32 protein-coding genes are annotated in these 26,394 nt (G+C 58.1%); 2 read left to right on the top strand and 30 right to left on the bottom strand.

The features are described from left to right. Positions 1 to 5: 5 nt before the first annotated feature. Genes ccmI through ccmA form a run of 9 tightly spaced genes read right to left on the bottom strand, consistent with a single transcriptional unit; the run spans position 6 to position 6,835 of the window. On the bottom strand, positions 6 to 1,199 hold the full coding sequence (gene ccmI / locus EDC28_RS15680) for a c-type cytochrome biogenesis protein CcmI (RefSeq protein WP_123422258.1): 1,194 nt from the start codon (positions 1,197 to 1,199) through the stop codon (positions 6 to 8). Then, positions 1,199 to 1,657, bottom strand: coding sequence for a cytochrome c-type biogenesis protein (locus EDC28_RS15685; protein WP_050660369.1), 459 nt, complete (start codon positions 1,655 to 1,657; stop codon positions 1,199 to 1,201). Before EDC28_RS15685 ends, ccmI begins: the two co-directional genes overlap by 1 nt. Continuing rightward, on the bottom strand, positions 1,657 to 2,187 hold the full coding sequence (locus EDC28_RS15690) for a DsbE family thiol:disulfide interchange protein (RefSeq protein ID WP_050660344.1): 531 nt from the start codon (positions 2,185 to 2,187) through the stop codon (positions 1,657 to 1,659). Before EDC28_RS15690 ends, EDC28_RS15685 begins: the two co-directional genes overlap by 1 nt. Then, complete coding sequence (locus tag EDC28_RS15695) at positions 2,184 to 4,136, bottom strand: heme lyase CcmF/NrfE family subunit (RefSeq protein ID WP_123422259.1); 1,953 nt, start codon at positions 4,134 to 4,136, stop codon at positions 2,184 to 2,186. The genes EDC28_RS15690 and EDC28_RS15695 overlap by 4 nt, the downstream gene beginning before the upstream one ends. Next, positions 4,126 to 4,587 carry a cytochrome c maturation protein CcmE gene (gene ccmE / locus EDC28_RS15700; protein WP_050660342.1) on the bottom strand — a complete coding sequence of 154 codons (462 nt, stop codon included), beginning with the start codon at positions 4,585 to 4,587 and terminating at the stop codon, positions 4,126 to 4,128. Before ccmE ends, EDC28_RS15695 begins: the two co-directional genes overlap by 11 nt. Beyond that, positions 4,571 to 4,789, bottom strand: a complete 219-nt coding sequence (gene ccmD, locus EDC28_RS15705) for a heme exporter protein CcmD (protein WP_123422260.1) — start codon at positions 4,787 to 4,789, stop codon at positions 4,571 to 4,573. The genes ccmE and ccmD overlap by 17 nt, the downstream gene beginning before the upstream one ends. Further along, entirely contained in the window at positions 4,789 to 5,526 is a 738-nt protein-coding gene (locus EDC28_RS15710; protein ID WP_123422328.1) for a heme ABC transporter permease, read from the bottom strand. The genes ccmD and EDC28_RS15710 overlap by 1 nt, the downstream gene beginning before the upstream one ends. A gap of 8 nt (positions 5,527 to 5,534) precedes the next feature. Beyond that, positions 5,535 to 6,206 (bottom strand): heme exporter protein CcmB, encoded by a 672-nt coding sequence (ccmB, locus tag EDC28_RS15715; RefSeq protein ID WP_050660339.1) that lies wholly within the window; start codon positions 6,204 to 6,206, stop codon positions 5,535 to 5,537. Continuing rightward, a complete protein-coding gene (gene ccmA / locus EDC28_RS15720; protein WP_050660338.1) occupies positions 6,203 to 6,835 on the bottom strand; it encodes a cytochrome c biogenesis heme-transporting ATPase CcmA in 633 nt (210 codons plus the stop codon). Before ccmA ends, ccmB begins: the two co-directional genes overlap by 4 nt. A gap of 153 nt (positions 6,836 to 6,988) precedes the next feature. Here ccmA and EDC28_RS15725 point away from each other — a divergent pair, with 153 nt between their 5' ends. Next, the gene (locus tag EDC28_RS15725) at positions 6,989 to 7,666 is read left to right on the top strand and encodes a flagellar hook-length control protein FliK (RefSeq protein WP_123422261.1); all 678 of its coding nucleotides are present in this window, start codon (positions 6,989 to 6,991) and stop codon (positions 7,664 to 7,666) included. 1 nt (position 7,667) lies between these two features. Then, positions 7,668 to 7,973 (top strand): EscU/YscU/HrcU family type III secretion system export apparatus switch protein, encoded by a 306-nt coding sequence (locus tag EDC28_RS15730; RefSeq protein WP_050660336.1) that lies wholly within the window; start codon positions 7,668 to 7,670, stop codon positions 7,971 to 7,973. On the opposite strand, the gene EDC28_RS15735 is transcribed toward EDC28_RS15730, so the two are convergent. From EDC28_RS15735 to fliM, 21 genes are all read right to left on the bottom strand, one after another. Further along, on the bottom strand, positions 7,970 to 8,347 hold the full coding sequence (locus EDC28_RS15735; RefSeq protein WP_123422262.1) for a DUF2802 domain-containing protein: 378 nt from the start codon (positions 8,345 to 8,347) through the stop codon (positions 7,970 to 7,972). The two genes, EDC28_RS15730 and EDC28_RS15735, sit on opposite strands and share 4 nt — an antisense overlap. Then, entirely contained in the window at positions 8,347 to 8,838 is a 492-nt protein-coding gene (locus tag EDC28_RS15740; RefSeq protein ID WP_050660334.1) for a chemotaxis protein CheW, read from the bottom strand. Before EDC28_RS15740 ends, EDC28_RS15735 begins: the two co-directional genes overlap by 1 nt. Then, positions 8,835 to 9,677, bottom strand: a complete 843-nt coding sequence (locus EDC28_RS15745) for a chemotaxis protein CheW (protein WP_123422263.1) — start codon at positions 9,675 to 9,677, stop codon at positions 8,835 to 8,837. The genes EDC28_RS15740 and EDC28_RS15745 overlap by 4 nt, the downstream gene beginning before the upstream one ends. Then, positions 9,674 to 10,447 (bottom strand): ParA family protein, encoded by a 774-nt coding sequence (locus tag EDC28_RS15750; RefSeq protein WP_050660332.1) that lies wholly within the window; start codon positions 10,445 to 10,447, stop codon positions 9,674 to 9,676. Before EDC28_RS15750 ends, EDC28_RS15745 begins: the two co-directional genes overlap by 4 nt. Positions 10,448 to 10,462: 15 nt before the next feature. Next, the gene (locus EDC28_RS15755; RefSeq protein ID WP_123422264.1) at positions 10,463 to 11,371 is read right to left on the bottom strand and encodes an OmpA family protein; all 909 of its coding nucleotides are present in this window, start codon (positions 11,369 to 11,371) and stop codon (positions 10,463 to 10,465) included. Position 11,372: 1 nt separating this feature from the next. Beyond that, complete coding sequence (locus EDC28_RS15760; RefSeq protein WP_050660330.1) at positions 11,373 to 12,116, bottom strand: flagellar motor protein; 744 nt, start codon at positions 12,114 to 12,116, stop codon at positions 11,373 to 11,375. After that, positions 12,109 to 13,215, bottom strand: coding sequence for a protein-glutamate methylesterase/protein-glutamine glutaminase (locus EDC28_RS15765; RefSeq protein WP_123422265.1), 1,107 nt, complete (start codon positions 13,213 to 13,215; stop codon positions 12,109 to 12,111). Before EDC28_RS15765 ends, EDC28_RS15760 begins: the two co-directional genes overlap by 8 nt. A 15-nt stretch (positions 13,216 to 13,230) precedes the next feature. After that, positions 13,231 to 15,378 carry a chemotaxis protein CheA gene (locus tag EDC28_RS15770; RefSeq protein WP_050660328.1) on the bottom strand — a complete coding sequence of 716 codons (2,148 nt, stop codon included), beginning with the start codon at positions 15,376 to 15,378 and terminating at the stop codon, positions 13,231 to 13,233. 12 nt (positions 15,379 to 15,390) lie between these two features. Further along, positions 15,391 to 16,122, bottom strand: coding sequence for a protein phosphatase CheZ (locus tag EDC28_RS15775; RefSeq protein WP_123422266.1), 732 nt, complete (start codon positions 16,120 to 16,122; stop codon positions 15,391 to 15,393). A 9-nt stretch (positions 16,123 to 16,131) separates the two neighbouring features. Next, positions 16,132 to 16,503, bottom strand: coding sequence for a chemotaxis response regulator CheY (cheY, locus tag EDC28_RS15780; RefSeq protein WP_417357653.1), 372 nt, complete (start codon positions 16,501 to 16,503; stop codon positions 16,132 to 16,134). A 70-nt stretch (positions 16,504 to 16,573) separates the two neighbouring features. Continuing rightward, entirely contained in the window at positions 16,574 to 17,314 is a 741-nt protein-coding gene (locus tag EDC28_RS15785; protein ID WP_050660325.1) for an RNA polymerase sigma factor FliA, read from the bottom strand. Next, positions 17,286 to 18,158, bottom strand: a complete 873-nt coding sequence (locus tag EDC28_RS15790) for a MinD/ParA family protein (RefSeq protein ID WP_050660324.1) — start codon at positions 18,156 to 18,158, stop codon at positions 17,286 to 17,288. The genes EDC28_RS15785 and EDC28_RS15790 overlap by 29 nt, the downstream gene beginning before the upstream one ends. A 32-nt stretch (positions 18,159 to 18,190) precedes the next feature. After that, on the bottom strand, positions 18,191 to 19,501 hold the full coding sequence (gene flhF, locus EDC28_RS15795) for a flagellar biosynthesis GTPase FlhF (RefSeq protein ID WP_123422267.1): 1,311 nt from the start codon (positions 19,499 to 19,501) through the stop codon (positions 18,191 to 18,193). A 5-nt stretch (positions 19,502 to 19,506) separates the two neighbouring features. Then, on the bottom strand, positions 19,507 to 21,618 hold the full coding sequence (gene flhA, locus EDC28_RS15800; protein ID WP_170164147.1) for a flagellar biosynthesis protein FlhA: 2,112 nt from the start codon (positions 21,616 to 21,618) through the stop codon (positions 19,507 to 19,509). Positions 21,619 to 21,701: 83 nt separating this feature from the next. Beyond that, on the bottom strand, positions 21,702 to 22,835 hold the full coding sequence (flhB, locus tag EDC28_RS15805; RefSeq protein ID WP_050660322.1) for a flagellar biosynthesis protein FlhB: 1,134 nt from the start codon (positions 22,833 to 22,835) through the stop codon (positions 21,702 to 21,704). Next, on the bottom strand, positions 22,835 to 23,614 hold the full coding sequence (gene fliR, locus EDC28_RS15810; RefSeq protein ID WP_050660321.1) for a flagellar biosynthetic protein FliR: 780 nt from the start codon (positions 23,612 to 23,614) through the stop codon (positions 22,835 to 22,837). Before fliR ends, flhB begins: the two co-directional genes overlap by 1 nt. Continuing rightward, positions 23,611 to 23,880 carry a flagellar biosynthesis protein FliQ gene (gene fliQ, locus EDC28_RS15815; RefSeq protein WP_050660320.1) on the bottom strand — a complete coding sequence of 90 codons (270 nt, stop codon included), beginning with the start codon at positions 23,878 to 23,880 and terminating at the stop codon, positions 23,611 to 23,613. The genes fliR and fliQ overlap by 4 nt, the downstream gene beginning before the upstream one ends. After that, positions 23,880 to 24,623 carry a flagellar type III secretion system pore protein FliP gene (gene fliP / locus EDC28_RS15820; protein WP_050660319.1) on the bottom strand — a complete coding sequence of 248 codons (744 nt, stop codon included), beginning with the start codon at positions 24,621 to 24,623 and terminating at the stop codon, positions 23,880 to 23,882. The genes fliQ and fliP overlap by 1 nt, the downstream gene beginning before the upstream one ends. Beyond that, on the bottom strand, positions 24,620 to 24,940 hold the full coding sequence (locus tag EDC28_RS15825) for a FliO/MopB family protein (protein ID WP_050660318.1): 321 nt from the start codon (positions 24,938 to 24,940) through the stop codon (positions 24,620 to 24,622). The genes fliP and EDC28_RS15825 overlap by 4 nt, the downstream gene beginning before the upstream one ends. After that, positions 24,937 to 25,329 carry a flagellar motor switch protein FliN gene (gene fliN, locus EDC28_RS15830; RefSeq protein WP_123422268.1) on the bottom strand — a complete coding sequence of 131 codons (393 nt, stop codon included), beginning with the start codon at positions 25,327 to 25,329 and terminating at the stop codon, positions 24,937 to 24,939. Before fliN ends, EDC28_RS15825 begins: the two co-directional genes overlap by 4 nt. Beyond that, positions 25,316 to 26,392, bottom strand: coding sequence for a flagellar motor switch protein FliM (gene fliM / locus EDC28_RS15835; protein ID WP_050660316.1), 1,077 nt, complete (start codon positions 26,390 to 26,392; stop codon positions 25,316 to 25,318). The genes fliN and fliM overlap by 14 nt, the downstream gene beginning before the upstream one ends. Positions 26,393 to 26,394: the final 2 nt, after the last annotated feature.

The following is a 26,394-nucleotide window of genomic DNA, read 5'->3' on the forward strand; positions in this document are numbered from 1 at the left end:
TCCTTTTATTTTAGAATCAAGCTGACTTGCTTTTCGGAACTATCCACCGGCCCGATTTCACCGCTGAGATCCCCGGCTTGTTGCTGGCCCACCACACCACTTTGACTGATCCTCGCTCCCACCAGATAGCTGCTGGCGTCCGCCAGGCTGCGCCCTGGGATCATCGAGGTGGCGTCCGACAACGCCACTTCGGTAGGCAATCTTGATAAAGGTAGCCTAACCGCTGCCAAAGGAGGACCCCCTTGAGGCGCCTTGGCGTAGACAAAGAGTGTTGCCGAGGGCGGCAAGTTTGCCTTGCGCTCGGTCGCCACATCAATCTTGACCAATAACCGGTGCCCTGCGCCTTGCAGCTTACTGCGAGCATCGCTCACTCTTGCCGCCACCATTGCCTTGCGCGGATCACCCTCAGGCAGCGCGTTGTCTAGCTTCTGCCAGAGGCTAAGCGCCTGATTATAATCTTGCTTTTGATAAGCGACAAAGCCTTGCAGCAACAGTGCGTCGTGATTGGCCGGATCGGCGGCCAATAAGCGCTTGAGGGCATTGTTTGCCGTTTCAAGGCCGGCCTTATCGCCATCAAGCAATTCAACCTGGGCGAGCCCCAGAAGCGCCGAGCTATTGGCCGGCTCGCTTACCAGCGCTTTTTGGTAGGCATCAACAGACAGCTCCTTTTGGCCCAGTGCAAACCCCACCCGACCAAGGAAAACCCAGGCATTAGTGTCGTCCTGCTGGCTAAGGCGGGTGCGGATCCCAAGGGCCAAATCCTGCATCTGCTGCGGGGTAAGATTTTGGCCAGGCTCTGGCCGCAGCGCTTTCTGGGCCAGGCTTGGCAGCTCGGTCATCACCTCTTGCCAGTGGCTAAGTTGCTGCCAGGCGCCAAAACGCCAGTAAAGCGCTGCGCTCAGCGCCACCATCAACAGCACGCCGGGCAGCAATACTTGCCAGCCCAGCGCCTTGCCTGTTCCCTGGTGCTGCTCGGCATCGTCTAGCAGGCTGCGTTTGAGCTCACTGTCCAGTTCGTTAAAACGGCTTGGGTCAACCAACCCTTGCTCAAGCTCACCGGTCAGCTCAAGGCGGCGGTCCTTGTACAACGCCAGGTTTAACTGACGCTGCTCAGGCCCCTGCTGTGAAAGGTAAGGCACCAACACCACGGCGATGGCCAGCAGCAGCATCAAAGCCATACTCAGGCCAAGCCACAGCATCAATGTTGTTCCTTCTCATTAAGCAGCTCAGACAATCGCCGGGCTTCTTCTTCATTGAGGGGAGAGGCCTGTTCACGGCTGGCGCGAACAAAGATAAAGATAAGGCCGGCTATCAGCACCAAAATGGGAGCCAGCCACAACACAATGGTGTCAAGGCGCAGCGGCGGCTGATAGTGGATGAAGTCCCCGTAGCGGGCCTTCATATAGCTGATGATTTCCTTGCGGCTCTTGCCCTGCTCGGTCATCTCGTAGACCTTTTCCCGCAGATCCTTGGCAAGCTCGGCATCGGAATCGGCAATATCCTGATTCTGGCATTTAGGGCAACGCAGCTCTTTGATCAATTCCTTGAACTGAGTTTCCTTGGCCGGATCGGTAAAGGTATAGGCATCCACGGCCGCAGTGGCGGCAACGCAATAAAATGCTACTGGAAGCAGCAATATATACAGCAGCGTTCGCATCATGGCTTCAGTCCGTTGTAGATAGGTTTAAGGGTCTGATTCCAGACCCTGTCGTTCACATCCCCGACATGGCGGTAGCGAATAACGCCCTGCCCGTCGATAAGAAAGGTCTCGGGTGCTCCATACACCCCAAGATCCAACCCCAACTGCCCTTTGGGGTCAAAAAGCACCTCTTCATAAGGGTTACCCAAGCGGCTCAACCAATCAACGGCGGCGTTGCGCTCGTCCTTGTAGTTAACCCCCACTATTCTCACCCCCTGGCGAGCCAGGGTGTTGAGAAACTGGTGTTCGGCATAGCAGGTGGGGCACCAGGTGGCCCAAACGTTCAGCAGTACCGGCTGGCCGGTGGCCAGCAGCTTTTGGTCATAATGCTTGTTATCGTCAAAGAGGTCGACTTTTTGAAAGTCGGGCACCGCTTTACCCACCAGTACCGAGTTTAACTCCCTTGGGTTGGAATAAAGCCCTCGGTACAAAAACACGGCCAACACCAAAAAACAGGCCAGCGGCAGCAACAGCCATAACTTCTTCATGCCTTGGCCTCCTGCAACCTGGCAAAGCGATAACGCCGGTCAGATACCATCAACACGCCGGCCAGAGCCATCAGAATGCCGCCTCCCCAGATCCAGCGAACAAAAGGCTTAACATGAACCCGGATGGCCCAGGCGCCGTCATCAAGCTGCTCGCCAAGGGCAATGTATAGGTCGCGGCTTAGCCCCCAATCGATACCAGCTTCGGTCATCACCGAACGGGCCACGGTGTAAAAGCGCTTTTGAGGGTTGAGTGTGGCCTCCAGCTTACCGTCACGGGTAACCGTAAAATGGCCGCCGTAGCCTTGATAATTAGAGCCTGCTACCGGCTCAATACCGTCAAAATGAAAGGCGTAGCCAGCCAGGGTATAGCTTTGGCCGGTTTTAAGGCGAATATCCTGCTCTTGGGAGTAGCTGGTGGTAAGGGCGATGCCAATCACCGTGACCGCCAGCCCCACATGGCCAAGCACCATGGCCCAGTGGCTGCGGTTAAGTACCCGGAGCCCTTGCCATAGGTTGCCTTTATTGCCGGTACGCAGGTGCACTTCTTGCAACGTGCTGACCAGCACAAAGAAGGCCAGCACCAAGCCCAGCATCGCATAACCCTTGGCCTGGCCGGTGATAAGCGGCGGCAGCAGCACGCCCAGTACCAGGCTGATACCAAAGGCCAGCACCAGCCTTTTGATAAGTTTATTGGCGGGTTCTTTTTTCCAGCGCGCCAGCGGGCCAGCCCCCATGGCAAAGGCAAAAGGTATAAACAGCCAGGTAAAGAGGCTGTTAAAAAAGGGCGCCCCTACCGAGATGGAGCCCAGCCCTAGCTCTTTGTGCACCAGCGGCATCAAGGTGCCCACCAGTACCACCAGGCAGGCGGTGGTCAAAAAGACATTATTGCTAAGCAGCAGGCTCTCGCGGCTCAGCAGGGTAAAACTGCCTTGGCTGTGCACCTGGGCGGCGCGAAAGGCGTAGAGGGTTAAGCTGCCGCCAATCACAATCACCAAAAAGGCCAGGATAAAAAGGCCCCGTGCCGGGTCGGAGGCAAAGGCATGCACCGAAACCAGCACCCCGGAGCGCACCAGGAAGGTGCCCATCAGGCTTAAGGAGAAGGCAGCAATGGCCAGCAGTACGGTCCAGGCCTTAAATACCCCGCGCTTCTCGGCAACCGCCAGTGAGTGCAGTAGCGCCGTACCGGCCAGCCAGGGCATGAAGGAGGCGTTTTCGACCGGATCCCAGAACCACCAACCGCCCCAGCCCAGCTCGTAATAGGCCCACCAGGAGCCAAGGGTGATACCGATGGTTAAAAACAACCAGGCAGCCGCCGTCCAAGGCCGAGACCAGCGGGCCCAGGCAGTGTCGAGCTTGCCGGACAAAAGAGCAGCAATGGCAAAGGCAAAGGCGACCGAGAACCCCACATAACCCATGTACAGCATGGGGGGGTGTACCACCAGCCCCGGGTCTTGCAGCAACGGGTTAAGGTCGGCGCCGTCAACCGGGTAGAAAGGTAAGCTGCGGCTGAAAGGGTCGGAGGTGAAGAGGATAAAAAGCAAAAAGCCGGTGGCTATCATGCCCATCACCGACAACACCCGCGCTACCGCTGGCAGCGGCAACGGCTTTGAAAAAAGCGCCACTGCGCCGGCCCAGCCGGTGAGGATAAGCACCCACAGCAGCAAAGAGCCCTCATGGGCGCCCCAGGTAGCACTGATACGATAGGCCAAAGGCAATTGGGTATTTGAATGAGCCGCCACGTAGGCCACGCTAAAATCGTTGCTGATAAAGGCGTAGACCAGAGCGCCAAAGCTAAAGGCTACCAGCACAAACTGGCCTAGGGCCAAAGGCCGGGCCAGGCTCATCAGCCGAAGGTGCCCTTTATAGGCGCCCCACAGCGGATACACACAAGACAGTAGCGATAAACCCAGCGCCAGTATCAGCGCAAAGTGGCCAAGTTCAGGAACCATTGACCCCTCGCTTATGCATGTTGATGGCCGCTTCTGAAACTTCAGGGGGCATGTATTTCTCGTCGTGTTTGGCCAGCACTTCACTGGCCCGCACCGCTCCGGTATCGGTAAAGGTGCCCTGGGCCACTATGCCCTGCCCTTCACGAAACAAGTCAGGCAGGATGCCCGAATACAATACAGTGACCCGGTAGCCGCTGTTGTCGGTCAGCTCGAAACGGACATCCAGGGTTTTATCATCTCGCTTGACGGTGCCCGGCACCACCAAGCCACCAATGCGAAGGCGCTGGCCAGGATGCGGCTTGATACCGTCCTTGCCGCTTTCCACCTCGCCTGGCGTGAAGAACAAATCAATGTTCTGGCTCAGGGCATAGAGCACCATGCCAGCGGTGGCTGCCAGGCCCAGCAGCACCGCCCCCGCTACGATTAGCCGGGTTTTACGACGAGGATTCATTACCGCTCACCTCTTTGTTTCTTTGCGCTTGGCGTTGTTGGCGGGCATGGCGTTTTTTAAGGTATGACAGCAACCTGCGTTCCTGTTGCCACAGCAAGATAATGAGCCCAATCAAGGTGACAAAGGTCACCCCATAGGCGAGCCAGACAAAAAAGCCATGGGTGCCCTGAGCCAGAAAATCCTTCAGGCTATGAAAATACATCAGCGGCCCTCCAACAGTGTGACAACCCAAGGCCGGCGGGCTTCCATGCTGAGAATGAGGGTCGCCATCCGTTTTACCGACAGCGCCGTCAGCAACAAGGCAAAACCCAACAGGTTAATCAGCAGCGGCCAGAGCATACTGTCGTCCATGGAAGGCCGGGAGAACTTACTGATGGTGGCCCCCTGGTGAAGCGTGTTCCACCACTGGACCGAATAATGAATGATGGGCAGGTTGATCACACCGACCAGCGCCAAAATCCCTGCGGCCCGGCCAGCGGTCTTCTTGTCGTTGAAGGCACCATATAAGGCGATCACACCCAAGTACAGGAACAATAAGATAAGTTGTGACGTTAGCCGCGCATCCCACACCCACCAAGTGCCCCAGGTCGGCTTGCCCCACACCGCCCCGGTAAAGAGCGACAAAAAAGTAAAGACGGCACCGATAGGGGCAACAGCCTGCACCGTGACATCAGCCAGGCGCTGCTGCCAGACAATACCGACAAAAGCGGCGATAGCCATGGCCAGGTACCCCCCCATGCCAAGCATGGCAGTGGGTACATGGATATAGATGATGCGAAAACTGTTGCCTTGCTGGTAATCGGGGGGCGCAAAGGCCAGGCCCCACACCGTGCCAACCAGCAACACAAAGAGGCTTGGCCAGAAGAACCAAGGCGCCAGGCGCCGGCACAGCCAGTAGGCGCGTTCGGGTTTAGCGTAGGGGTGTAACCAGTTCCACATGGCCATTCCTATCCGTTAATACTGATTTTCAGCGCCGAGGCGATGGCAAAAGGACAAAGGGTTAAAGCCCCCAGACTAAAGGCGGCCAGCAGCGCCAACTGGCCGCTGTAGCTCAAACCAAGGGCTGCCGCTTCGAGGCTGCCGGTGGCAAAAATAAGCACCGGGATATAAAGCGGCAGCACCAGTAGGCTAAGTAGAATACCGCCGCGCTTCAGGCCTACAGTCAGTGCCACCCCAACCGCTCCCACCAGGCTCAAGGCCGGCGAGCCTGCCAGCAGGGTTAACACCAGCGCCAGCCAACCGGCGCCATCGAGGTTCAATAGCAGCGCCGCCAGGGGCGATAGCAACACCAGCGGCAGCGCGGTCAGCAGCCAATGGGCTATCACTTTGGCTAGCGCCACCAGCGGCAAGGGCAGCGACATAAGCATCATTTGCTGCAAGCTGCCATCGGCCAAGTCGTCTTTAAATAACCGTTCAAAAGACAGCAGCGCCGAGAGCAGCACCGACACCCAGATGATACCGGGCGCCAATCTTGCCATCAGTTGCGGCTCCGGTCCCAATCCCAGGGGAAACAGTGTTATTACCAGCAGATAAAAGATAAGGGGGTTGAGCACATCGGCCTTGCGCCGAAAAGCAATGGCCAGGTCGCGGCGAATAAGGCTGATAAAAAGACTCGTCAAGAGACCGCCTCAAGTAGCAATCGTTGGCTCGGTGGTTTGGCCAAATCCTGATGGCTGGTCATCAGTACCGCGCCACCTTGCTGGCAGTGTTGCCAAAGCCGCTGCTCCAGCGCCGCCACACCTTTTTTGTCGATGGCAGTAAAGGGCTCGTCAAGCACCCAGACTCGGGCGCGGCTCAACCACAACCTGGCCAGTGCCACTCGCCGCTGCTGGCCAGCGGACAATTGCCCCACCGGCACGTCCTCAAAGCCAAAAAGGCCCACCGTATCTAGCACCTGCCAGTGGTCCAGCGGCTGGCAGGGTTGGATCCGGGCATAAAAAGCGAGATTTTCAAGGGGGGTGAGCACGGTGTTGATGCCACTGTGGTGACCAATAAACAGCAAATCCTGATGGTATTGTGCCCGAACCTCGCCAATGGCTTGGTTCAGATAACACACCTTTCCCGTCGCGCTATCCCCAAGACCGGCAACAATGGCCAGCAGGCTGCTTTTGCCTGCGCCATTGGGGCCTTCTACCTGAATAAGCTCGCCAGCCTCAAGATCAAACGAGAGACTGGCAAACAGGGTGCGTTCTTCGCGAATGCAGGATAAATTTTCAACAGAAATAAGGGGATAGCTCACCAGGGTCATCCGACTGTCAAAGCTGTCGCGATGATAGCATACTGACCTAAAGTGGCTAGGCAGTGCAAAGACAACCTTATGAAAGTACCGACAAATTTGCCTCCTGTTGGCATCAGAGCACAACAGGCAGCGACCACGCCACCATCGGCCCCGGCCAAAGCCATGAGCGCGGCCCTACTCAGCAGCGCTCCAGACATGGCGCGCCTCGCCCTTGGCTTGACCCTCCCGGCCCCGGATGCCGGCGCCTTAAGCCGGGTATTACCGGCGCTTTTAACCAGCCAGTTGCCACAACTTCTGACCAGCTTGCTCAATCCGGCCGACGGTAAGGCGCCCATGGTTCGCCAGTGGTTGCTGGCCGCCCTCGGTGCGCGTTTGCAAAGCAAAGACATTTCCCTGCCGGCGCCGTTGAAGGTCTTGCTGCAAAGCCTTGATGAAGGGCAAAAGCAGCTCCTTTCAGATGGCCTTGGCAAATTGGAGCAAGCGCAGTTCCAATCCCGCCAGGACACCCTTTTTTGGGCGCTGCCCCTGCCCTTTGCCCAGGATTGGCTGGAGCTTGCCTGGCCCAACCCCAAAGAGCAAAAACGCAATCAGGAAAGCGAAGCTGTGTTGACCCTGCTCTTTCCATTGCCAGGCCTTGGCCGCTTGCTGGTAAAAGCCGGGGTGCAGAGCGTACGCTTTTATGCCGACACCCCGGCTTTAAAGCAGCGGGTAGACGACACCCTGCCAAGGCTTGCCAAGCGCCTTGCCGACTTAGAACTCGCCCCGCAGCTGATGAGCTTTCAGGGCAAGGTACCGGCCAAGCTTATTCCGCCGGTCGGCGGTATCAACGAATTGGTGTGAAATGAGCGACCCAAAAGAAACCAAAGCCATTGGCTTGTCCTACGACGGTAGCCAGCCGCCGAAGCTGGACTTCAAACTCACCGGCGAAGAAGCAAAAGCGGTTATCGAGATGGCCAGGGAAAAGGGCCTGCTGCTTCATGAAGACGCAGCGCTTACCGAGAGCCTGATGCGCCTTGAGCAAGGCCAGGGAATACCGCCGGAGCTGTACCTTATCGTGGCGGAGCTTATTGCCTATGCCTGGCTGCTGATGGGCAAGGAACCCGATTATTGGCGCACCCCAGATGGCGGGGTGCGGGCTCGGGGTTAGGGCTTTTTGTGCAGATTAAAGAGGAGTTCGGCCTCGGCGCGGGGCAGTTCGCATTCGCGCATCAGCTCGTCGATATCGGCGCCAAGAGCCACCATTTTGGCGGCGCGGCTGTAGAGCTTACTTTGCGGGTCGACACTTTTCAGCTCGTCCTGGGCGCCTTGCATCCGCTCTACGTCTGCCGCCAGGCTCAACAGCCGTTGGCCCATGCCTAGGGCGCCTGAGTGGATCTCATGGAGCAGGTTTTCCCGGTCTTGAAGCTGGCGCTCCAAGTCGTCAATACGGCCGACAAGTACCGTTTGACGGCGGTACATCAACACGATGACCGCCACCACCAGCAATAACAGCAGCGTTTCGAGAAAGGTAACCAGGCTCATCACAGATTCATTATCTCTTCCCACTCCTCGTCGGTGAGCATTTTGTTGAGATCCACCAGGATCAACAGCTCGCCGTCGCGGTTGGACACGCCCTGGATAAACTTGGCGCTCTCTTCGGTGCCGACATTGGGCGCCACCTCGATTTCGGAGCGCTTGAGGTAAACCACCTCAGCCACGGCGTCCACCAGAATACCGATGACTTCTTTCTCGGCCTCGATGATGACAATCCGTGATTGTTCGCTGACCTCAGAAGACGCCAGGCCGAAACGGGCGCGGGTATCAATGACCGTAACCACGTTGCCACGCAGGTTGATGATGCCCAGCACATAGTCGGGCGCACCGGGAACCGGCGCGATTTCGGTGTAACGCAGTACTTCCTGCACCTGCATTACGTTGATGCCGTAGGTTTCGTTATCCAGCTGGAAGGTTACCCACTGCAGGACTTCGTCGTTAGCTTGTGCCACTTTCGCCAGCTTTTGCTTGTTGCTCATGCTTTACCCTTATTCTCTTCCAGATCCAGACCACCCAGGCCCTTGTCGAGCATGCCCAGCAGGGCATCAACGTCAAGCAAGGCACACATACGTTCTTTGACCATACCGGCCAACCAAGGCCTTTTGCTGCCGCCCTGGCGCCAGCGAACCGAGCTACTGTCGATACGTTCGGTGCGAACCAGGCTATAACAGGCCAGCCCCCATGGACTGTCCCCCAACATCACTAGATATCGGTAGTTTTCGGCATTTTCTTGATTTTTTGTTTTGTCGGGCATCACCCAACGGGCCGTATCCACCACCCGCATTTTTTGATCGCGGTGCAGCATCAGCCCTTTAAACCAATCGGGCTTGCCAAAAAGCGGGCTCACCTCGCCTATCTGGTGGATGCCGCCCAGTTTATCCAGCGGCACCGCAAGCTCAAGCCCCGCTACGTCAAAAAGCAGTACCTGAAAGTCCCCTTCCCGCACCACGGCGTCCACCGGCGCTTCAGGGGGCGGCGGCTCGGCGCCTTTTTGCTCCATGGCTACCGGCACATCAACCGGCGCCTCTACCTGCGGTTTTACCGGCGCCGCAACTGGCGCGGGCGGTGCTTTAGCGGGAGGCTCGGCCACCTTGGCTTCAACCTTGGGCACAGCCAGTTCTTCTTGGGCCGCTCGAACCTGTGCCAACAGCTTATTGAGGGTCGCCTTGTCTTCGCTTGCCGGCGCCGGGCGCTCGGCAAAGGGTTTGGCCGGGGCCTTTTCTTCGGCTTTGACCTGCACCTTGGGCTCGCTCTTGGCAGGCTCTGGCGGCGAAGGCTCGGCCAACAGCGCGGCGAAGTAGTCGTCCATCAGGCTCATGCACTCACCTCCAGCGGCAGCAGAGACTCGAGCAGTTTTTCATAGGCCTGTACCCCCCTTGCCAGGGGCGAAAGCACCGGCAGCGGCACATGCTCGCGGCTGGCATCACGAAACTTGGTATCCACCGGCACCATGCCTTGCCAGACGTTGCCGCCATATTCCTGGTGCAATTCCTTAAGGGCTTCCAGGGAGGCACGGGTACGCTTGTCAAACATGGTAGGCACGATAGTGACCTGGCGCTTGCCTTTGAGGGATTTTTCCATCATCGACAGGGTACGGAGCATCCGCTCTAAGCCCTTGATAGCCAAAAACTCGGTTTGTACCGGCACCAGCACCCGCTGGCAGGCAGCCAGAGCATTGACCATCAACACCCCCAGCACCGGCGGGCAGTCGATAAGCACGTGGGCGTATAGGCCATCGAGCTTTTCCAGCAGCTGCTTTAACAAAAGGCCCAAGCCTTCGCGGCTACCCAGTTGACGGTCGAGAGTGGCAAGCTCCATGGCCGCCGGCCACAAAAAGAGGTTATGGCCCACTTCCAAGGTGGCTTTGTCGATAAGGGCCGGGGTCAATTGCTGGCTGGACATCAAGTCAAACAAGGTGGCATCCAGGTTTTCCTGGGTGCGATTGAAATAGCTGGTCAAAGAGGCATGAGGGTCCATGTCAATCAGCAGCACTTGCTCGCCCCGGGCCGCCAACAAGGCGCCAAGGGTAACGGTGGTGGTGGTTTTGCCCACCCCGCCTTTCTGGTTCGCAACAGTCCAGATATTCACGCTGTTCTCATCGCCTCAGTTATCTTCCCGGGTGGTATAACGAACACCGCCCCCCGGCAAGGCTACCTCTTTGATCTCGGGCTCACCGGGCATCGGCTTGGACGGCAATGGCTGTGGCTTTTGCCAGCCGTAAACCGACAACGCCAGCACCACCCGGCGCCGGTCTGCCTGGTCGGTCTGGGGCTGGTCGCCGTAAGCGCCATAGCCTTCCAAGGCCAGACGCGGCGCTTCAACACCATCAGCTACCAGTTGGCGCAGTACCGCCGCTGCCCTTGCTGCCGACAGCTCCCAATTGGATGCAAAAATGGCATCACTGATGGGGGTGCTGTCGGTATAACCTCGAACCCGAATGTAATTGTTGGCCGACCTCAAGGCCGGCGCCAAAGACGAAAGCAAGTCTCGTGCCGGTTTCTGCAAGGTGGCGCTAGCCCTTGAGAAAAGCAGGCTGTCTGGCAGTTCTAAGGTCAGCCAATCTTCACCCAGCTTGAGTTTGGCGCCGCCGAGGTTGGCGTCACCCTCCAGGGCTTTGCTGAGCTCATTGGCCAGTTCTTTTAGCGGCTTACCGGCTACTTGCTGGGGCTCGCTGGCTAACAGGCCGTCATCGGCCGCCACCTTGCCCTGCCCCGCTTCTTTAAGCTGTTGGCCGCCATCTAGCAGGCCGGCGCCATCGGGCAGCAGGGTTTGGCCGCCCCCTTGGGCAGCAGCGCCGCTCTCGGTGCTTTTCGGATACGGTTTAGCCACCCGCTGCACCGCGCTTTCGAGGTTGGAAACCACTTCTTTGAATTCGTCTTTTTCCAGCAGCACAAAGGCGTAGAGCACCACAAACAGCGCGAACATCAGCGTCATGTAGTCGGCATAGGACACCAGCCAGCGATCGCTGTTGTCCTTATGCTTAACCCTGTGCTGGCGCCGGTAGCGATACACCTCAGCCTCCCTGGTAGCTTTGCAGCTTCATAGCCACCTTGGCCGGGTGCTCTCCCAGCCCCAGGGCCATCAAGCCGACGATGGCGGCTTCCTGGTACCGGCTGCGCCCGTCAATCAGGGCATGCAGGCGCCCACCGAGGGGCAAAAAAATGAGGTTGGCAAAGCCGACGCCGTAGATGGTGGCCACAAAGGCTGTGGCAATACCGGCGCCCAGGGCCTCGGGGTTGGTGAGCTGGCCCATGGCCTGGATAAGTCCCAGCACGGCGCCGAGGATGCCCATGGTCGGGGCGTACCCCCCCATCATCTGAAACACGTCGGCCGCTTTGTAATCGCCGTCTTGTTGCAGGTAGAGATCGCTTTCGAGCATTTCCCGAAGCTGCTCGGGGGTGGCACCATCCACTAACAGTTGCAGGCCTTTACGCACAAAAGGTTCGGGGTAAGACTCGGACGCCGACTCCAGCGCCAAGATGCCCTGGTTACGACACTGCTGACTCCAATGCTGGAAGTTATCCAGCAAGGCGTCAATATCTTGACGAGGCGGGGTCACCAGCCACTGACAAAGGGACAGCCAGCGGGTAAATCGGCCCCAGGGACTTTGCACCAGGGTTGCCATAAAGGAGCCGCCCACCACAATCAGCACCGCCGGGCCATTAAGGAGGCTGGCAAGGTGACCCCCTTCCAGCCACAAGGCTAAAAGGATGATCCCCATTCCCAGCACCACGGCTGGCAGCGCCAGTCTATCCATGGCCAATCTCGGCCAGAATACGCCCGGCAATACGATCCAAACTGATGGACTCGTCGGTGAGGCCGGCGGCGGTCACCGCCTGCGGCATGCCGTACACCACGCAGCTGGCTTCGTCCTGGGCAAACAAGGTGGCGCCCTGGGCTTTGAGTAGCCTAGAGCCATCACGGCCATCGGCGCCCATACCGGTCAAAATCACCGCCAGCACGTCACCCGTCACCTTGGCCGCCGAGGCAAAGGTAATGTCTACCGACGGCTTATAAACCAGCGATTCTGGGCCTTCGGTCACTTTAAGGCGCATCGCCGAGCCTGAGCCCTCAACCAGCATCTGCTTGCCGCCTGGGGCAAGATACGCTGAACCTGGCAGCAGCCGGTCACCGTTTTCCGCTTCTTTGACATTGATTTGGCAAAGGCCGTTAAGGCGCTGGGCAAAAGCCGAGGTAAAAGTGCCTGGCATATGCTGGATAAGCACGATGGGCAGCGGGAAGTTACCCGGCAGGCGGGTCAGAATTTGTTGCAGCGCCACCGGGCCGCCCGTGGAGCAGCCGATAGCCAGCAACTTGTAGGGCATGCTGCGACGCCGGCGCGGCGCTGGTGCATCGTGGCGCTCACTGACCGGCCTTGTAGGCGCGGGTTCGGGCTTGGCAATGGTCGGCGCCGAGCTTGCGCTTCGCAGCTGGCGCGCCTTGATAAGAGACAAGCCGCGGCGGTTAGCCAGGGTTTTGACCCTCGTGAGCAAGGTGGCAACGGCGTCGTTGCGGTCTTTGGCGATGTCCTCAAAGCGCTTGGGCAGAAAATCCAAGGCCCCGGCGTCCAGCGCGTCAAGGGTGGCCTTGGCGCCGTCGTGAGTTAGGGAAGAGAACATCAAAATCGGAGTGGGATTGGCCAGCATGATCTCGCGCACTGCCGAGATACCGTCCATAACCGGCATCTCGATGTCCATGGTGATCACATCCGGGCGCAACTCTTTTGCTTTTTGAACGGCTTCCTTACCGTTCATTGCGGTGTCGATAACCTCCACGCCTTTGTCGGAGGTCAGGATCTCTGACACCCGGCGACGGAAAAAACTGGAGTCATCGACCACCAAAACACGAATCGGCATAGCAGGGTTATCCCTTTACATCTTGCGGGCATAGCGCTTGAGCAGCGCCGGTACATCCAGAATAAGGGCAATGCCCCCGTCAGAGGTAATGGTAGCGCCGGCCATGCCAGGGGTCCCCTGAAGCATCTGGCCAAGCGGCTTGATCACCACCTCTTCCTGGCCGATAAGGCCATCGACCACAAAGCCAACCTGCATGGTGCCTTGCTGGATGATCACCACATGCCCCTGGCCGCGGCGTCGTTCGCGGTTTGAGCCGCGCACTAGCCAATGGTCCAGATAGAACAGCGGTATGGCCCTATCCCGCACTATTATCGTCAACTGGCCGTCAACAACATTGGTCTGGGACAAATCCAGGTGGAAAATTTCGTTGACGGTGGCCAGCGGGAAGGCAAAGGTCTGTTTGCCCACCAGCACCATCAAGGTCGGCAAAATCGCCAGGGTTAGCGGCACCTTGATGGTGATGCGAGTGCCCTCGCCTTTGGCCGAGTCGATATGGATGGAGCCGTTGAGCTGGCTGATTTTGGTTTTCACCACGTCCATGCCCACACCACGGCCGGAGATGTCGGAGATCTCCTTCTTGGTGGAGAAGCCCGGAGCAAAAATCAGGTTGTACGCTTCTTCGTCAGACAAACGGTTGGCAGCGTCCTGGTCCATGACGCCGCGCTCGACGGCGATGGATTTGAGCCGCTCCGGGTCCATGCCAGCGCCGTCGTCGTTGATGGCCAGCAGGATGTGGTCACCCTCCTGGCTTGCCGACAGCACAATGGTACCGGTTTTGGCTTTACCGCTTTTCACCCGGACATCGGGCATCTCGATACCGTGGTCCACCGAGTTACGCACCAAGTGCACCAGCGGGTCGGCAAGGGCCTCTACCAGGTTTTTATCAAGATCGGTTTCTTCCCCCACCAACTCCAGGTTGATGTCCTTTTTAAGGCTGCGGGCAAGGTCACGGACCACCCTCGGGAAGCGGCCAAACACTTTCTTGATGGGCTGCATGCGGGTTTGCATCACCGCGCCTTGCAGGTCGCCGGTCACCACATCGAGGTTGGCAACGGCTTTGGAAAGCTCTTCGTCTTCGGCGTTAAGGCCGATGGACAGCAGGCGGTTACGCACCAACACCAGCTCGCCGACCATGTTCATGATCTCATCGAGCTTCTTGGTATCGACCCGCACCGTGGTTTCGGCCGGCGGGTTAACGTGGTTTTGCGCGGCGGCTGCTGGAGCTGCTTGCGAGGCAGGCACGGGCGCCGCCTTGGCAGGCTCGGCTTTAGGGGCGGCCGCCTTGGGCGCCGCAGCACTGGGCGCAGCCGGTTCGTTTACCGAGGGCCCTTTGCCTTTGCCATGGAGCTCATCGAGCAGCGCTTCAAATTCATCGTCGGCGATAAGGTCGCCACCACCGCCAGCCGCGGCAGGGGCTTTTACCTCTTCGGCCGCGGGCGCTTTTGGCGCTTCGGGTTCGTTGGACTCCACGGCGCCACTGAACTTGCCTTTGCCGTGCAATTGGTCAAGCAGCGCTTCAAATTCGTCGTCGGTGATGTCATCACCGCTGCCGCCAGCCGGTGTGGCAGGCGCCGCTGGCTCAGGAACAGCGGCTTTGGCCGAAGGCCCTTTATTGCTGCCATGCAGCTCGTCAAGGAGGGCTTCGAATTCATCGTCGGTGATATCGTCGATGCCGCCTTCGCTGGTGGCAACCGACGGTTCGGCAGCCTCTTGGCTGACGTCGGGCTCGGGAGCAATCTCAGGCTCAGGCTCGGGAGCAGGCGCCGGGGCGGCGTCTGGGTCGGTCAGGCGGTGCAGCGCTTCGATAAGCGCGGGATCGGCCGGACCGGGGATCTCCCGTTCCTGGATAAGGGCAAACATCTCGTTGATGGTGTCCAGAGCGCTCAGCACCACGTCCATCAACTCGGCGTTTACCGCCAGTTTGTGGTTTCGAAGCAGGTCGAAGACGTTTTCTGCGCCATGGCAGACATCAACCAGGTTGGACAGGCCAAGGAAACCGGCACCGCCTTTAACGGTGTGGAAGCCACGAAAGATGGCATTGAGCAGATCACTGTCCTGGGGCCGTTTTTCCAGCTCCACCAGCTGCTCGGAGAGTAATTCAAGGATCTCTCCGGCCTCAACCAGGAAGTCCTGCAGGATGTCTTCATCCAATTCGAAGCTCATTGCTCAGCCCCTTTAGAAACCCAAACTCGATAGCAGGTCGTCTACGTCATCCTGCCCTGTGACTACGTCGTCTCTACCTTCAGGGTTAAGAATGGGCCCTTCCGGCTCAGTGCTGGATTTTTGGCGCTCGTTGGCCATTTTCGGCTCGCCAAACATGGCTACCAGGCTCACCAAACGCTCTTCCACTTCCCTGACCAGTTCGATAACACGGCGGATGATCTGCCCGGTAAGGTCTTGAAAGCCTTGGGCCATCAGCACTTCGGTCAAGGCACCGCGCAGTTCGTCGGCTTCGTTTTTGGAGTTGACCAAAAAGCCGTCGAGATCGTGAACCAGAGTCTTGAACTCCCCAACCTTCATTTCCCGCTCCATCAACCGCTGCCAGGCAGGGTTGAGGCTGTCGATGCTGTCCACCAGCTTGTCGGCGATAGGCAGGCAAGACTCCACGGCATCCATGGTGGTGTTGGCTGCCGTCTCGGTCATGGTGATGACATGCATCAGACGGTCTTTGGCATCGGGAATGTCCTGGGTGGCCAGGGTGGCAAGACGCGGGTCTTGCTGGAACTCGAGCAGCGAGTCGTGCAATTCGCGGGTCAGTTTACCGACCTGGGAAAACAGTTCGGTGTTGGCACTGACGGCCATTTCCCGCAGTACCGCTTCCGCCTGCTGCTCCTGACCAGCTTCCAGGTGGGCCACCAACGCTCTGGCCTGCTCCAGGGAAATGCCTGTTTTTTGGCGCTCAGTCATGGCGTGTCCTTACCCCATCCGCTCAAAGATTTTGTCGAGCTTTTCTTTTAGCGTGGCGGCGGTAAAGGGCTTGACCACATAACCGTTCACACCGGCCTGGGCGGCGGTGATGATCTGCTCGCGCTTGGCTTCGGCAGTCACCATCAATACCGGCAGGTGTTTGAGGTTGTCGTCAGCACGAATGGCCTTCAACAGGTCAATCCCCTGCATGCCTGGCATGTTCCAGTCGGTGATCACGAAGTCAAAATCACCGTTTTGCAGCATCGGCAGCGCGGTGTTGCCATCGTCGGCTTCAAAGCAATTATTGAAGCCCAGATCGCGCATGAGGTTTTTGATGATGCGGCGCATCGTGGAGAAGTCGTCCACGATGAGGATCTTCATGTTTTTGTCCAATGCTTCCTCCAACGAAGCGTGAGCTGATTTCTTATCGGCCTGATTTATAAATACTTAACTAAATTATGCTGCTGTCTTGGTGCCACTCGGTCAGGCGCCCTTTAAGGCGGGACATCGCCTGGCCGTGAATTTGGCAGACTCGGGACTCGCTGACCCCGAGCACGGCGCCGATTTCCTTGAGGTTAAGCTCCTCTTCGTAATAGAGCGAAAGCACGATGGCTTCCCGCTCAGGGAGCTTTTTCAAGGCGTCACTCAAGGCGCTTTGGAACTGGCTGCGGTGATGGTTGAGATCCGGCCTGTCGCTGTCGTCCGGGGCATACACCTCTTCGGTGACGCCCAAGTCCTCCATGGCCACCAGCCGGCCGCAGTTAACGTCGTTGAGCATACGGTGGTAGTCGTCGACACTGACTTGCAGTTTGGCCGCCACTTCCACGTCCCGGGCTTCTACACCGGTTTCGCGCTCTACGTCATTAATCGCATCGCTGATGGCGCGGGCATTGCGGTGCACGCTGCGCGGCACCCAGTCGCCCCGGCGAATTTCATCCAGCATGGCGCCGCGGATACGGATACCGGCATAGGTTTCAAAACTGGCACCTTTGGAACCATCGAAGTTACGGGCCGCTTCGATAAGCCCCATCATGCCGGCCTGGATAAGATCGTCCAGCTGTACCGATGGCGGCAGGCGCATCAGCAGATGGTGGGCAATACGCCGCACAAGTTCGGCGTAACGGGTAACCAGTTGGCTCTCCCGCTGCTCACCATAGGGATTTTTATTGAGTATCTTGTTCGCTCCCGACATGAGATTTTTCGCCGATCAGTTGCTCAAGGAAAAACTCCACATGACCGCCCGGTCTGTTGGGAATGGGCCAGGTCATCACTTTGGCAGCCAGGGCCTTGAAGGCGATGGCTGCTGGGGCTCGCGGATACAAATCGACCACCAGTTTTTGCTTGCGCACGGCCTGGCGGACATGCTCGTCAAAGGGCACGGTGCCAACCAGTTCCAGAGCAACATCCAGGAAGCGGTCGGTTACCCGCGACAGCTTTACAAAAAGCTCCTGTCCCTCTTTAAGACTACGCACCATATTGGCCACAATTTTAAAGCGAAACAGGCCATAGTCGCGGGACAGGATTTTGATAAGGGCGTAGGCATCGGTGATGGAAGTCGGTTCGTCACAGACCACCACCATGACGTCCTGGGCGGCGCGGGAGAAACTCAGCACCATGTCCGAGATACCGGCAGCGGTGTCGATGATCAATACATCGAAGGTTTCTTCCAGTTCGCTAAAGGCGCGGATAAGGCTGGCATGCTCAGCCGGGGTCAGCTCCACCATGGACTGGGTACCGGAGGTGGCCGGCACGATTTTAAAGCCGCCAGGGCCTTCGAGCAGCACGTCTTTTAGCTCGCACTCGCCGGCCAATACATGGCTGAGGTTTTTCTGGACCCTAAGGCCCAACAGGACGTCAACGTTCGCCAGGCCAAGGTCAGCGTCCAGCAGCAATACTTTCTGCCCGGCTTGAGCCAGGGCTGCCGCGGTATTGATAGAAACGTTGGTCTTACCGACACCGCCTTTACCGCCGGTGACAGCAACCACTTTGGTGATGCTCTGACGCTTCATTTGCCTCAAGCCGCTCGCTTGATCCATGGGTGTTCCTTATTTTACTTGTCGCCTCGGACTTAAGCCGCAGCCGTGCCCACAAAAAGTGCCAGAGCACGCTCAAGCAGGTTCTCCGCCTGGGCAACCTGCAAGTCCTCTGGTACACGCTGACCGTCGGTAAGATACCCTATTGGCAAGGCATTTTGTATCGCCAGGCCAAGGACTTCTCCCAGGCTTAGGGTCTCGTCGAGTTTGGTCAGCACCAGGCCATCAAGGGGGACCTGGGAAAAACGGTTCAGTGCATCTTCCAACACCCGCTGTTGGGCGGTGGCAGAGAGCACCAGGTAACGCTGAATGGGTACCTGCCCGGCCTGGACCAGGGTAGAAAGCTGCTGGTTCAGGCGCAGGTCGCGCTGGCCCATGCCGGCGGTGTCAATCAGCACCAAAGAGCGGTTGCGCAGCTGATACAGCACGTCTTCCAGTTCTTCGGCGTCTTTGGCCACCTTAACAGGGCAACCGATGATACGGCCATAGGTGGCCAGTTGTTCGTGGGCACCGATACGGTAGGTGTCCGTACTGACCAAAGCGACCTCATCGGCGCCGTGCTTAAGCGCATAATGAGCAGCCAGTTTGGCCACGGTGGTGGTTTTGCCGACCCCGGTGGGGCCCATCATGGCCACCACGCCGCCTTTGCGAAGAATGGTGTTGTCACTGGTAAAGAGGCGCTTTTTCAGCTGCACCCGCAGCCACTTCCAGCCATCGTTGGCGCCAAGGGCTTCGGGCATGGGCGCTGTGACTTCCTCTGCCAGTGTAGAAGGAAAGCCCATTTTCACCAGCCGCTCTTCCAGCAGGGTGCGCACCGGCTGGCGCCGGGCTTTGGCATCCTGGCGAAGGCCGGAGAGCTGATGTTCAAGTAATTGACGCAGGCTAAGCATTTCTTCGGAAAGGTCAGCCATGGTCACTTTTTTGACGGGGCTGGCCGGCTCGGTGGCGGCAGCAAACTCGGGTTGCTGCTCCATGGCTTGGCGAGCAAGGCCGCGAGACCATTCTGGCAGGCTTTCGCTGCGGCTGTCCTGCTCGCGGCTTTGCCAATCCCAGTTAAGGGTGGGCGCCGCCTTTTTACGGGGCTCAGCCTTGGCAGTCTGGCGGGGCGCGGCTTGGCGCGGAGCGCTTGAGAGCGTCACCCTGTCTTCCGGTAGCTCGCGCTCACCAGCGCGGCCTGCGCTGGCTCGACCCTGCGGGGTTTTGTCTGCAACATCCACGGCCGCCACGATTTCGACACCGCCATTGACCTTGGTGTTGGACAGAATAACGGCGTCCACGCCCAGGGTGTCTTTGACCTCTGCCAGTGCAGAGCGCATGTCTTTGGCGAAAAAGCGATGGATTTTCACTGGCCTTAGCCTCCGCTACCTATGCTGCTGACAATACGGATCTGCTTGTCATCCGGCACTTCCTGATAAGACAGGACGCGCAGGCCCGGGATCGAATATTTGACGAATCGGGCCAGGGAGCCACGGAGCACCCCGGATGTCAGCAGCACCGCTGCCTGACCGTTCATTTCCTGTTGATTGGCGGCGTTCTCGAGGGATTTTTGTAGCCTTTCTGCAAGGCCCGGCTCCAATCCCGCGTTTTCGCCACCGGCTTGCAGAGTCTGATGCAACATCTGTTCCAACTCTGGCGACAAAGTAATGACGGGCAGCTCGGCCACCGGCCCGAAGATCTCTTGGACCAGTAGGCGCTTGGTGGAAATACGGGCGGCAGCGGTCAGTACGTCGGCATCCTGAGACTTGGGACCATACTCGACCATGGTTTGTACCAAGGTGCGCATATCGCGGATAGGCACTCCTTCGTGCAGCAGGTTTTGCAGCACCTTGACCAGAATACCCAGCGGCATGATGTCGGGAATAAGGCCTTCCACCAGCTTGGGCGCCTTCTTGGCCAGCATGTCCAACAGGTTCTGCACTTCTTCGTGGCCAAGCAATTGCGCGGCATTATTGGCCAGCAGTTGGCTAAGGTGAGTGGCCACCACGGTGGCCGCGTCCACCACGGTGTAACCGAGGCTTTGGGCGTGGTCACGCTGGGATGGGGTTATCCAGTAAGCCTCCAGGCCAAAGGCCGGCTCCTGGGTGGGAATACCGTCGATTTTGCCAAAGACCTGCCCTGGGTTGATGGCCAGTTCCCGGTCACCGCGGATATCGGCTTCCCCAACCGCCACCCCCATCAGGGTGATGCGATAGATGTTGGGTTCCAGTTCCAGGTTGTCACGCACATGCACCGGCGGCACCAAAAAGCCCAAATCCTGGCTGAGCTTCTTGCGCACCCCTTTGATACGAGAGAGCAGCTCGCCGCCCTGGGCTTTGTCTACCAGCGGAATGAGGCGATACCCCACTTCCAGACCGATGGTGTCAACCGGCTGTACATCGTCCCAGCCCAGCTCGCGCTGATCCGGGGGCAGTACGTCACCACTCTTGGGCTCGGGTTTGGTAGCCTCGACCAGCGCCGCCTTTTGCTTGCGCTTGTATTGCACATAGGCGCCGACACCACAAAGGGTACCGAGCAGCAAAAAGGCCAGATGGGGCATGCCGGGCACCAGCCCCATCACCACCAAGATGCCGGAGGCAATCATCAGGGATTTGGGGTTGTCGAACATCTGCCCGACCAACTGCGAACCCATATCGCCGTCGGTGTTTTCTCGGGTCACCATCAGGGCCGCTGCGACCGACAGCAGCAGCGAGGGAATTTGCGCCACCAGGCCGTCGCCGATGGTCAGCAAGGTGTAGATCTGCAAGGCATCGGCAAAACTCAAGCCATGCTGGACCATACCAATGACAAAGCCACCGATGACGTTGATAAAGAGAATGAGGATACCGGCGACGGCGTCGCCCTTAACGAATTTTGAGGCACCGTCCATGGCCCCGTAGAAGTCCGCTTCGCTGGTTACTTCCTTACGGCGCTTGCGGGCTTCATCCTGGTTGATAATGCCGGCGTTAAGGTCGGCGTCGATGGCCATCTGCTTACCAGGCATGGCGTCCAGGGTAAAGCGGGCGCTTACCTCTGAAATACGCCCGGCACCTTTAGTGACCACCACAAAGTTGATGATGATAAGGATGGCAAACACCACCAGACCCACGGCGTAGTTACCGCCAATAACCACCGAGCCAAAAGACTCAATCACCTGGCCCGCCGCACCAGGGCCATTATGGCCTTCCAGCAGCACCACCCGGGTAGAGGCGACGTTAAGGGCCAGCCGCAGCAAGGTGGCAACCAGCAGCACCGTGGGAAAAGCCGCAAAATCGAGGGGCCGGCCGGTGTAGATACAGACCAGCAGCACCACCAGCGACAGGGAAATGTTGAACGAGAACAGCATGTCCAGCAGCAGTGGCGGCATCGGCAACACCACCATGGCCAGGGTGGCCAGCACCATCAAGGGGGCCCCGATGCCTTTGAAGATTTTGCCTCGGGAAGCCTTGATATTCAGGAAGACGTTTTGCCAGTTTGCTACAGCCATGCCTTGACGCTCTCGATCAGGATACCAAGACCAAAGCAAAGACTAGGCCAAGTATTTTTATTATTTAAAAACAGAAAGTTAAATTACCAGTGTCGGAACTCTGGCGGTACCGGCACTTCCGTTGGCAGTGTCTTGGGCCGGGTACCTCTCCCCTTCTTCCAAAGCCGCAGCTGGTAGACATAAGCCAGTACCTGGGCCACCGCCACAAAGAGGCCATCGGGGATGGGTTTGTCCAACTCGCCACTGTAATAAAGAGCCCGGGCCAGCATCGGCGAGCGCAGCATGGTGATGTTGTTGCCGTTGCCGATATCACGGATGTGAGCGGCCACTTCGTCCACCCCTTTGGCCAGCAGCATGGGGGCGTGGTCGCGGCTTTGATCGTAGCGCAGCGCCACAGCGTAATGGGTGGGGTTGGTGATGATGACATCCGCCTCCGGCACTTTGGCCATCATCCGGCGGTTGGCCATCTGCATCTGCATGCGGCGAATTTTGGCTTTGACCTCAGGCTTACCCTCGGCGTCCTTGTATTCGTCCTTGATCTCCTGCTTGCTCATTTTGAGCTGCTTGTTGTATTGCCAGAGCTGAAAGGGCGCATCGATGATGGCAATCAGCAGATAAGGTGCACAAAGCGCCAGGCACAGCCAAAGCAGGATCTCTAGGCCGTCAATAATGGCCCCTTCCACCGGCTCGCCGGCCAGGGCCAATACCTTGGTAAACACCGAATGCAGCAAAAACCAAGCGGTAGCGCCTATCACCAGAAACTTGGCCAGGGATTTTAGAAGCTCCACCCCGGCTTGGATCCCAAACATGCGCTTGAAACCATTAAGGGGGTTGAGCTTTGAGAATTTGGGGGCCATGGCCTGGGTGCTGAAGTTAAAGCCCCCTAAAATCACCGAGCCCACTAGGCTGACAAAAGCCATCACCAACAGCAGCACCAATAGCGGCCAAGCCACAGCCCAAAGAATGCGCCCTACCTGGGACAGCAGCTTGGAAAAATCAAAAAGGGTATCGCGGTCAAGCTCCAGGCTCTCATGCATTAGCCCCATCAGATTTTGGCCCAGCCAGCCACCGAACCACATCAGCGCGACGATGCCGCCCAAGAGGCCCACGGCGCCAGCGAGATCTTTGGAACGCGGCAGCTGCCCTTTGTCGCGGGCATCTTGCCTTCGTTTGGGTGTCGCCTCTTCTGTGCGTTCCCCTGCTTGATCTTCGGCCATCAGCAGCTGGTCCTTAACACTTCACAGACAGCGCCTTGCCCTGCCCGCCAGGCGGTCAGGAAATGGTCGAGCAGGTTGGAGGCGGTAACCCACAAAAACAGCAGCCCCGACACCATGATGATGGGAAAGCCGATGGTAAAGATATTGAGCTGAGGCGCGGCGCGGGTCATGTAACCAAAGGTGATGTTGATCATCAGCAGCGCAATCACCTCGGCAATGGCCATGCTCAGGCCCCCGGCAAAGAGGGTTGAGCCAAAGGCCGCCACCACGTGGAAGTTGGGCCAGGTGATGCCATCAACCCCCACCGGAATGAGGAAAAAGCTCATGTGCAGCATCTGCAGCATCCAAAGATGCCCGTCCAGCGAGAAAAACAGCAAGGTGGAGAGCATCAAAAAGAGCTGGGCCACCACCGGGGTTTGCTGCCCTGATACCGGGTCAACCATGGCGGCAAAACCCAAGGACGATTGCATGGCGATGATAGAGCCGCCCATCACCATGATTTGCATCACCATCAGGGTGACAAAGCCAATCACAGCCCCCACCACCACTTGGATGCCGGTAATGACCATGCCTTTGACTGAAAACAGCGCATCACTGGGCATCGGCGGCAAGGTGGGCACCACTACCAGGGTAATGGCCAGGGTCAGCAGCACCCGCACTCGCCTGGGTACCATCTGGGTTCCCAGCACCACCATGGCGGAGAGCATGGCGCCGATACGGACGAAGGGCCAGGCATAGGCCGCTATCCAGTCCAGTAACTGCGCCACCGAAAAGGTCATTGCATCACCGAGGGGATCTGCTGCATCAGCTCAACGAAGTAATCCATCAACAGCCGGGTCAGCCAGTGGGCCAGCAGCATCAAGGTGATGATGGTTACCAGCAGCCTTGGCAGGAACGACAGGGTCTGTTCGTTGATGGAGGTGGCGGCCTGAAAGACCGATACCACCAGGCCCACTATCAGCCCGGGGATCATGATGGCCGCCACCATGATCAACACCAGGTAGAGGGCATGTTGGAAGAGATCCACGAACTGTTCGGGTGTCATTAGAAACTCCTGGCCAGGGTGCCAAGCACCAGGTTCCAGCCGTCCACCAGCACAAACAGCATCAGCTTGAACGGCAGGGATATGATCATCGGTGACAACATCATCATACCCATGGCCATCAATACCGAGGCCACCACCAGGTCGATGATAAGAAAAGGGATAAAGAGCATGAAGCCGATTTGAAAGGCGGTTTTCAGCTCCGAGGTCACAAAGGCCGGAATAAGAATGCGCATCGGCACATCCTGCGGGGTATCAAAGCTCTCCACCCCGGCCATGGAGGCGAAAGTTTTCACGTCGGTTTCCCGGGTCTGCTTGAGCATGAAGGCCCGCAAAGGCTTTTGCGCCTCGCCAAGAGCCTGCTGGAACGTGAGCTTCTCCTGGGAGTATGGCTGCACCGCATCGTTATAAATCTGGTCGAAAACCGGACTCATCACGAAAAAGGTCATGAACAGGGAGATACCCATGATCACCTGGTTGCTGGGCACCTGCTGCAACCCCAGTGCCTGACGCAAAATGCCCAGCACCACCACGATACGGGTGAAGGCGGTCATCATCATCAAAATGGCCGGGATGAAGGTCAGTAGCGTCATCAACAGCAGCACCTGCAAGGTGACGCTGTATTCCTGGCCGCCGCCCGGGGTGTTGGTGACGGTTACCGCTGGCAGGGAGCCGTTAGGCAGGATGGGATTGGCATAGGAAAAGACGGGCAGCAACAGCAACGCCCACAGCAACCAGCGCTTCACGCACTCTCCTTGTTAACCGGGTTGTCCAGGGCTTTGATAAGGCGAATATCGTTGCCACTGACCGAAATAAGCATCTGCTCGCTGCCCACTTCCACCAACAGCAGCCGGGCGCGGGCACCCAGTTGTTGCTGGGCCACCACCTTGATGGGGCCAGCTTTGAATTGCGGCATATGGCGGCGGGCGAAATACAGCACCGCTACCAGCAACGCCACTACCCCCAGCAGCGACATCACCAGGGTGCCGAGCTTGTCGGTGGGGGTCACCATGGCGGTTTTATCCGCCGCCACCGTGGCGGCGCTAACCAGCAGGCTAATCATTTGAGTTTCTTGATCCTTTCCTGCTGACTGATAACGTCGGTCAGGCGGATACCGAACTTATCGTTCACCACCACCACCTCGCCATGGGCAATAAGGGTGCCGTTCACCAGCACATCCAGCGGCTCACCGGCCACCCTATCTAGCTCCACCACCGAGCCCTGGTTGAGCTGCAACAGGTTACGGATGGTGACTTTGGAGCGGCCCACTTCCATGGAAATGGTGACCGGGATATCCAAAATGGTGTCCAGGCGGCGCTTTTCTTCGGCCGATAACTGCGGGCCTTCACCGGCTTCGTCAAACTCTTCCAGTTCTACCGCTTCGGGCTGCTCCTGCTCGGACATGGCCGCAGCCCATTCGTCAGCCAGTTTTTGTTCTTCATCCGATACCATCGCTATCCCCTTCCCAATCGGTTGCCAGCTCTTCGAGGCCGGAAATGTTGTCTATGCGTACGCCGCGCCTAGTGATGTTCTGCATCTCGGCCTTGGCCGAGCGCGGGCGTTTTAATTTCTCGGTGATTTTCAGCGCCACCTGCTCGCCGCTGCGCCCCATCTGGGCCCTGAATGTAGGCAAGTCTTCAACAAAAACAGTCAGATGCTCGGGCATGTCTACCGGAATAATGTCCCCGGCCTTCATCTCCATCATCTTACGCAGGCTCAGTTCCTTTTCCAGTAAAGTGGCGCGAATGCCAACCGGCACGTCCATTATCTCGTCGCGCAGCGCCTTGGACCAACGGTGGTCGGTGTCTTCCTTGTCGGACTGCACACCGGCATCGAGGATCTCGCGGATAGGCTCGAGCATGGAGTACGGCATAGCGATGTGAAAATCGCCGCCGCCCCCTTCCAGTTCAATATGAAAGGACGACACCACAATCACCTCGGTGGGCGAGACGATGTTGGCCATGGAGGGGTTTACTTCCGAGTCCAGATACTCGAAGGCCACGTCCATCACCGGCGCCCAGGCCTCGGTGTAATCCTCGAACACCAATTTCAAAAGCATCTGGATGATGCGCCGCTCGGTGGGGGTAAATTCCCGACCCTCGATGCGGGCATGGAAACGCCCATCACCACCGAAAAAGTTATCCACCAGGATAAACACCAACCGCGCTTCCAGAGTGATAAGCGCCGTGCCCTTGAGGGGGCGAAAACGCACCATGTTCAGGCTGGTAGGCACAAAAAGGGTGTGCACGTACTCGCCAAACTTCATGGTCTGCACACCGTTGATGGACACCTCGGCCGGGTGGCGCATCATGTTGAACAGGCTGATGCGCATATGGCGGGCGAAACGCTCATTGACGATCTCCAGGGTCGGCATCCGGCCCCGGACAATGCGATCCTGAGAAGAAAAGTCGTACTGCGCTACACCGTCACCGGTTAACGCTGCGCCTTCTTCCTCAACCTCGTCTACCCCGTGGAGCAGGGCATCGATTTCGTCTTGCGATAACAGATCGCTCACCA

Source organism: Gallaecimonas pentaromativorans (genome assembly GCF_003751625.1).
GTDB lineage: Bacteria > Pseudomonadota > Gammaproteobacteria > Enterobacterales > Gallaecimonadaceae > Gallaecimonas > Gallaecimonas pentaromativorans.

Coding starts and splice junctions, on each gene's coding strand:
- EDC28_RS15685 (WP_050660369.1), bottom strand. CDS start 1,657: ATGCGAACGCTGCTGTATATATTGCTGCTTCCAGTAGCATTTTATTGC.
- ccmI (WP_123422258.1), bottom strand. CDS start 1,199: ATGCTGTGGCTTGGCCTGAGTATGGCTTTGATGCTGCTGCTGGCCATC.
- fliQ (WP_050660320.1), bottom strand. CDS start 23,880: ATGACACCCGAACAGTTCGTGGATCTCTTCCAACATGCCCTCTACCTG.
- EDC28_RS15725 (WP_123422261.1), top strand. CDS start 6,989: ATGAGCGCGGCCCTACTCAGCAGCGCTCCAGACATGGCGCGCCTCGCC.
- fliR (WP_050660321.1), bottom strand. CDS start 23,614: ATGACCTTTTCGGTGGCGCAGTTACTGGACTGGATAGCGGCCTATGCC.
- EDC28_RS15710 (WP_123422328.1), bottom strand. CDS start 5,526: ATGTGGAACTGGTTACACCCCTACGCTAAACCCGAACGCGCCTACTGG.
- EDC28_RS15740 (WP_050660334.1), bottom strand. CDS start 8,838: ATGAGCAACAAGCAAAAGCTGGCGAAAGTGGCACAAGCTAACGACGAA.
- EDC28_RS15825 (WP_050660318.1), bottom strand. CDS start 24,940: ATGATTAGCCTGCTGGTTAGCGCCGCCACGGTGGCGGCGGATAAAACC.
- EDC28_RS15690 (WP_050660344.1), bottom strand. CDS start 2,187: ATGAAGAAGTTATGGCTGTTGCTGCCGCTGGCCTGTTTTTTGGTGTTG.
- EDC28_RS15790 (WP_050660324.1), bottom strand. CDS start 18,158: ATGGATCAAGCGAGCGGCTTGAGGCAAATGAAGCGTCAGAGCATCACC.
- flhB (WP_050660322.1), bottom strand. CDS start 22,835: ATGGCCGAAGATCAAGCAGGGGAACGCACAGAAGAGGCGACACCCAAA.
- EDC28_RS15745 (WP_123422263.1), bottom strand. CDS start 9,677: ATGAGCCTGATGGACGACTACTTCGCCGCGCTGTTGGCCGAGCCTTCG.
- cheY (WP_417357653.1), bottom strand. CDS start 16,503: ATGAAGATCCTCATCGTGGACGACTTCTCCACGATGCGCCGCATCATC.
- EDC28_RS15730 (WP_050660336.1), top strand. CDS start 7,668: ATGAGCGACCCAAAAGAAACCAAAGCCATTGGCTTGTCCTACGACGGT.
- EDC28_RS15775 (WP_123422266.1), bottom strand. CDS start 16,122: ATGACTGAGCGCCAAAAAACAGGCATTTCCCTGGAGCAGGCCAGAGCG.
- ccmE (WP_050660342.1), bottom strand. CDS start 4,587: ATGAATCCTCGTCGTAAAACCCGGCTAATCGTAGCGGGGGCGGTGCTG.
- ccmD (WP_123422260.1), bottom strand. CDS start 4,789: ATGTATTTTCATAGCCTGAAGGATTTTCTGGCTCAGGGCACCCATGGC.
- EDC28_RS15695 (WP_123422259.1), bottom strand. CDS start 4,136: ATGGTTCCTGAACTTGGCCACTTTGCGCTGATACTGGCGCTGGGTTTA.
- EDC28_RS15785 (WP_050660325.1), bottom strand. CDS start 17,314: ATGTCGGGAGCGAACAAGATACTCAATAAAAATCCCTATGGTGAGCAG.
- fliN (WP_123422268.1), bottom strand. CDS start 25,329: ATGGTATCGGATGAAGAACAAAAACTGGCTGACGAATGGGCTGCGGCC.
- EDC28_RS15765 (WP_123422265.1), bottom strand. CDS start 13,215: ATGCCGATTCGTGTTTTGGTGGTCGATGACTCCAGTTTTTTCCGTCGC.
- EDC28_RS15760 (WP_050660330.1), bottom strand. CDS start 12,116: ATGGATAGACTGGCGCTGCCAGCCGTGGTGCTGGGAATGGGGATCATC.
- EDC28_RS15735 (WP_123422262.1), bottom strand. CDS start 8,347: ATGAGCCTGGTTACCTTTCTCGAAACGCTGCTGTTATTGCTGGTGGTG.
- flhA (WP_170164147.1), bottom strand. CDS start 21,618: ATGGCTGTAGCAAACTGGCAAAACGTCTTCCTGAATATCAAGGCTTCC.
- EDC28_RS15770 (WP_050660328.1), bottom strand. CDS start 15,378: ATGAGCTTCGAATTGGATGAAGACATCCTGCAGGACTTCCTGGTTGAG.
- ccmA (WP_050660338.1), bottom strand. CDS start 6,835: ATGACCCTGGTGAGCTATCCCCTTATTTCTGTTGAAAATTTATCCTGC.